At 70.5% G+C, this 4,848-nt stretch carries 3 protein-coding genes and 1 pseudogene; 3 read left to right on the forward strand and 1 reads right to left on the reverse strand.

All coding sequences use genetic code 11. The features are described from left to right. Positions 1–1,150: MinD/ParA family ATP-binding protein (locus tag D471_RS40075; protein WP_017598116.1), on the forward strand; the 1,150-nt coding region annotated here is incomplete at its 5' end. Positions 1,151–1,235: 85 nt separating this feature from the next. On the opposite strand, the gene thpD is transcribed toward D471_RS40075, so the two are convergent. Continuing rightward, a complete protein-coding gene (gene thpD / locus D471_RS0107915) occupies positions 1,236–2,141 on the reverse strand; it encodes an ectoine hydroxylase (protein ID WP_017598117.1) in 906 nt (301 codons plus the stop codon). A 508-nt stretch (positions 2,142–2,649) separates the two neighbouring features. Here thpD and D471_RS0107920 point away from each other — a divergent pair. Beyond that, a complete protein-coding gene (locus D471_RS0107920) occupies positions 2,650–3,309 on the forward strand; it encodes an HNH endonuclease family protein (protein WP_017598118.1) in 660 nt (219 codons plus the stop codon). A 497-nt stretch (positions 3,310–3,806) separates the two neighbouring features. Next, positions 3,807–4,848, forward strand: a pseudogene (locus D471_RS0107925) (ATP-binding protein); the annotation flags it as partial.

The following is a 4,848-nucleotide window of genomic DNA, read 5'->3' on the forward strand; positions in this document are numbered from 1 at the left end:
CGGCGGCACCGCGGCCGACGGCCGTCCGGACGGCGGTGACCCCCACGACGGCGTCTTCCACCGGGTCGCGCAGAACGCCCGCAGGCTCGGCCACCTCTTCGGTCAGCCCGTGCCCGGAGAGGAACCCGAACCGCCGCGCCGTGAGGAGCCCAAACCCCAGCTGGAACTCGACCACGGCACCGGCGAGCAGGAGCGGCTCGGCGACACCCCGACCGGGGTTCCCGCACCCCGCCCCGTGCCCACGGAGCCCGAACCCCGGGAGGGCGACGCCGACGACGCCAGGGACACCGGTGACGCCGGTGACTCCGGCGGCACGCGCGGTTGGCGCCGTCTGGCCAAGGTGGTCACCGGCGGAGCGGCCCCGGTCCGCTCCGACCTGCCCGCGAGTGACATCGCCCGGCTGCGCGCCCCTCTGCCCGAGCCGCGCAGCCTCGTCGTGCTCGGGTGCACCGGCGGCGCCGGTCAGACCGTCACCTCGCTCATGATCGGGCACACCCTGGCCGCGCACCGCGACGAGCCGGTGGTCGCGGTCGACGTCAACCCCGGTCCCAACGGCCTCTCCCGCCGGGTCGGCGCGCAGGCCCCCGAGACCCTCACCGCGCTGCTCGCCAACGCGGACGAGGTCGACGACCACGCGCGGATGCGCGGTTACACCAGCCGCGCCAGCACCGGCCTGGAGATCGTCCAGACCCTCGACGACCCCTACGTCCAGACCCTCGACGAACGCGACTACGGCCAGCTCACCGACATGCTCGGCCGCTTCTACGCCGTGACCCTCCTGGACCCGGCGGCCACGGGTGTGGCCCGGGCCCTGCCGGTGGCCGACGGCCTGGTCCTGGTCGCCCCCGCCAACGCCGACGCCGAGCGGGCCGTGTCCATGACCTTCGAGTGGTTGGACGGCAACGGCTACGGCGCCCTGCGGGCGAGCTCGGTGCTCGTGGTCAACGGGGTGAGCAAGCGCAGCCTGGCGGACGTGGACGCCGCCGAGCGGGTGGCGCGCGGTCGCTGCCGGGCGATCGTCCGGATCCCGTGGGACGACCACCTCGGCTCGTCCTACACCAGGATCGACGTCGGCGCTCTGCGTCCCGCGACCAAGCGGGCCCACGGCGCACTGGGCGGGGTCCTGGTCAACGCCCTCACGCGCTCCTGAGCGCGCCGTGCGGGCGGACACGCGCCCGCCCGCACGGAGATCGGGGTGGTGGTCAGGGCGCCGGGCACCCGTCAGCGGTGGCGGCTCAGCGGCCGACCGGGGTGAAGTCGCGCGCGGACAGGAAGTCCGGGCGAGGGCTGCCCGCGGCGAACGGTTTCACACACGCGTTCTCGACGCTGTTGAACACGATGAAGATGTTCGACCGCGGGTAGGGGGTGATGTTGCCGCCCGACCCGTGCATGCAGTTGGAGTCGAACACGGTCGCGTCGCCCGCCGAACCGGTGAGCACGTCGATGCCGTGCCGTTCGGCCAGCATGGTCAGCGAGCTCTGGTCCGGAGTGCCGACGTGCTGGCTCTTCAGCGACGCCTGGTAGTGGTTGTCGGGGGTCTCGCCGACGCACGACACGAACGTCCTGTGCGAGCCGGGCATGATCATCAGGGCGCCGTTGTGCGTGAAGTTCTCGGTCAGCGAGATGGAGATGCTGGCCGCCCGCATCCGCGGCATGCCGTCCTCGGCGTGCCACGTCTCGAAGTCCGAATGCCAGTAGAAGGAGCCGCCGCCGAACCCGGGCTTGTAGTTGATCCGGCTCTGGTGCACGTACACGTCCGAACCGAGGATCTGCCGGGCTCGTTCGACCAGGCGCGGGTCGTTCACCAGGTCGTGGAAGACCTTGCTGATCTTGTGTACCTCGAAGATCGAGCGGACCTCGTCCGAGGTCGGTTCGACGATCACCCGTTCGTCCCGGCGCAGCGCCCGGTCGGAGCTGAGCCGTTCCAGCTCGGCTCGGTAGGCGCTCACCTCCTCGCCCGAGACGAGGGACGGGATCTGCGCGTAGCCGCGCGCGTCGTAGTCGCTGATCTCCTCAGCGGTGAAGGGTCCGTCCGCCGCGGGTCCCCAGACAACGGGGTCCTTGCGGTACAGAAGGGCGGCCTCGCTGGCCTTTCGGGTCGGGTACTCGTCCGCGGTCGGAGCATCCATCTGCAGAGTCATGGCCGATCCCCTCGGTGGGGGTTCATCCTCTCTGAGGTCGACGGTCGTCCTTACGACACGCGAACTTAACAAATATTCGACGACCTTTATGAGGATGCCCGTCGGCAGTGTGTTTGATAATTCTTCAAGTGGGTATTACTGCTATACTATATGGGGCAAAACTGAAATTTGGACCTTCTCTTTCTTCTCGTTTTCGCTCCCTCCTCGCGCTGGCGCCGCGCCTCACCTGCGGAGTCGTGGCGCGGGTCGCCAAGATCCGCCCCAAGGCGGCATCTTCCCAGGTCGTCCAGTTGCAGCCGTGGTCGCCGCGATAGGCTGCGGGCCCTCGGAATTTTCCTGTGCGCTAGATCACAGGGATATGGTACAGCGGTGAGGCTGGGTTCTCGGTAGAACCTGTCGGTTCACTTCGGATTACGCCCGAATTCCCCTGGCGGGGCTGGACCGGAAAACGTTGTCGGCGCACTGTGGTGGGGTCCCTTCCCTCCACCCCCGCTCCAGAGGAGAGAACGTGCCCCCCACCCCCCGCACGCTGGGCAGAGCCCTGGTGTCCCTCGCCGCAGTCGTCCTGCTCGCCGTCCTCGGCTGGGCGGCCCCCGCCTCCGCCGACCACGTCCTGCCGCCGGGCATCCCCAGCACCTCGGCCGCCCAGAGCCAGCTCAACTCCCTCACCGTCGCCCCCAAGGGGCCCCAGAGCGGTTACGACCGCAGCCTCTTCCCGCACTGGGCCGACGTCCAGGGCAACTGCTCGGCGCGCCAGGTCGTCCTCCTGCGCGACGGCCACGACGTCGTCACCGACTCCCGCTGCCAGCCCACCTCCGGTAGCTGGTGGAGCTCCTTCGACAGCACGTGGGTGTACGACGAGCCGTCCCAGATCAGCGTCGACCACATGGTCCCGCTCAGTGAGGCCTGGAAGACCGGCGCCCGCTACTGGAGCACCTCCCAGCGCCGCGACTTCGCCAACGACGTGGACTCCCCGCAGCTGTGGCTGGCCACCCCGTCCAGCAACAGCAGCAAGGGCGACGACGACCCGTCCGAGTGGATGCCGCCGAACACGGCCGTCCACTGCGACTACGTCAAGGCCTGGGTGAACGTGAAGTACCGCTACGACCTCACCGTCACCCACGCCGAGCGGTCCGCCATCCAGTCCACGATCGACGACCGCTGCTAGTACCGCGACGACAGGTCGTCGCGGTACTAGGCGGAGTTTCGCACCAGGCGGAGTTCCGCGGACACCCGTCCCGGAGAGGTTCCCGTAGGAGGAGCCCGACGGGTCCGAGTCGCGGCGGGAGGGCCCGCATCCGAGTCGACGGACTCCGGTGCGGGCCCTTGGCCGTGGCGGCGGGGCTCGGGGCCCTCTCCCCACCGGTGGGCTCCGGTGCGGGACCCACCCGCCTCGGCGGGGTCGTGGGCAGCCCGAGGCGGGCGGTTCGTGGGGACCCCCGATTTCCATGAAACCTGTCGGCGCGTCCGGGCGGTAGACCGTCCCGGGAACCTGTGGACAACCCCGGCCGAATGGTTCGGGACCGGGATTCGGGCGCGCCGGAATCCCGTCCGCTTCTCTGCCCCCAGGCAATGCACCACTATGGGGGGTGGCACAGGCGGGAGGCCCGGGGGCGGCCCCGGATCGGGCACGCCCCGCCGCGACGCGACGAGAAGGGCAACCAGATGACCGGCACCAGGGGAACCCGGGGCGCGACCCGCCTCGCGGTCCGCTACTTCGACGACCGCGTGCTGTTCAGCGACACCGAGGCCTGGGCCTACTTCCGCCTCCCGACGGTGTCCTACGAGTTCACCACGCCTGAGGAACGCCAGGCGCTCGCCACCAACATCACCATCGCGCTCGCCGCCATCCGGATGAACGACGCCGAGGTCCACCTCCGCGTCGCCCACCGCACCTACCCGGCCGCCGCCTGGGCCACCCGCCTGGACGGCACCGCCGACTCCGGCCCCGGCTGGTACGACTACCTCGACGAGATGTACCGCCACGTCTGGGCCAAGGACTTCTGGACCAAGGAGGTCTACCTCGGAGTCCGTCTCGGCATGCGCAACGCCGGGGGTGGCCTCGGCCTCTTCTCCCAGCTCTTCGGCGCCTACCAGCGCACCGAACAGGTCCTCGGCATCACCGACGACGCCATCGACGACCGCGAGATCGCCCGATGGACCGAGCAGTCCGAACGCCTCGGCCGTGCCCTCGCCGCCAGCTCGCTGCACGCCCGCCACGCCACTTCCGACGAGGTCGCCTGGCTCATCCGCCACGCGGTCAGCGGCACCGCCGAGGAGGTGCGCCCCTCCGCCGCCGGGCGCCGCACCTGGGGGCGCGGCGAGATCGAGGCGCTCGTCGACGGCGTCGTGTACAACGGCCGATCGTCCCTGCGCCTCGAACAGCCGGCCGGATCCACCCACGTCGCCTACCTGTCCTTCGCCCGCTTCCCGGACCTCATGCCCTTCCCGGACGGCGAACCCTGGATGCACCACGCCGACGCCCTGCCCTTCCCCGTCGAGATGTCCCTGCGGATGAAGCTCATCCCGCCCGCCAAGGCCAGCAAGGACGTCGGCCGCAAGCTCGCGCACGCCCGCGACATGGACGCGCACATCCGCGAGGCCGGGGTCGAGGCGCCCATCGCCCTGGCCGAGCAGATCGACGCCGCCCGCATGCTGGAGCACGGCATCACCAAGGAACGCCTGCCGTTCGTCTACGGCTGGGACC

The sequence above is a fragment of the Nocardiopsis lucentensis DSM 44048 genome (assembly GCF_000341125.1).
Classification (GTDB): Bacteria; Actinomycetota; Actinomycetes; order Streptosporangiales; family Streptosporangiaceae; genus Nocardiopsis; species Nocardiopsis lucentensis.

What these genes read in the sequence shown, in the direction of transcription:
- thpD (WP_017598117.1), bottom strand. Translation starts at nt 2,141, where the DNA reads ATGACTCTGCAGATGGATGCTCCGACCGCGGACGAGTACCCGACCCGA.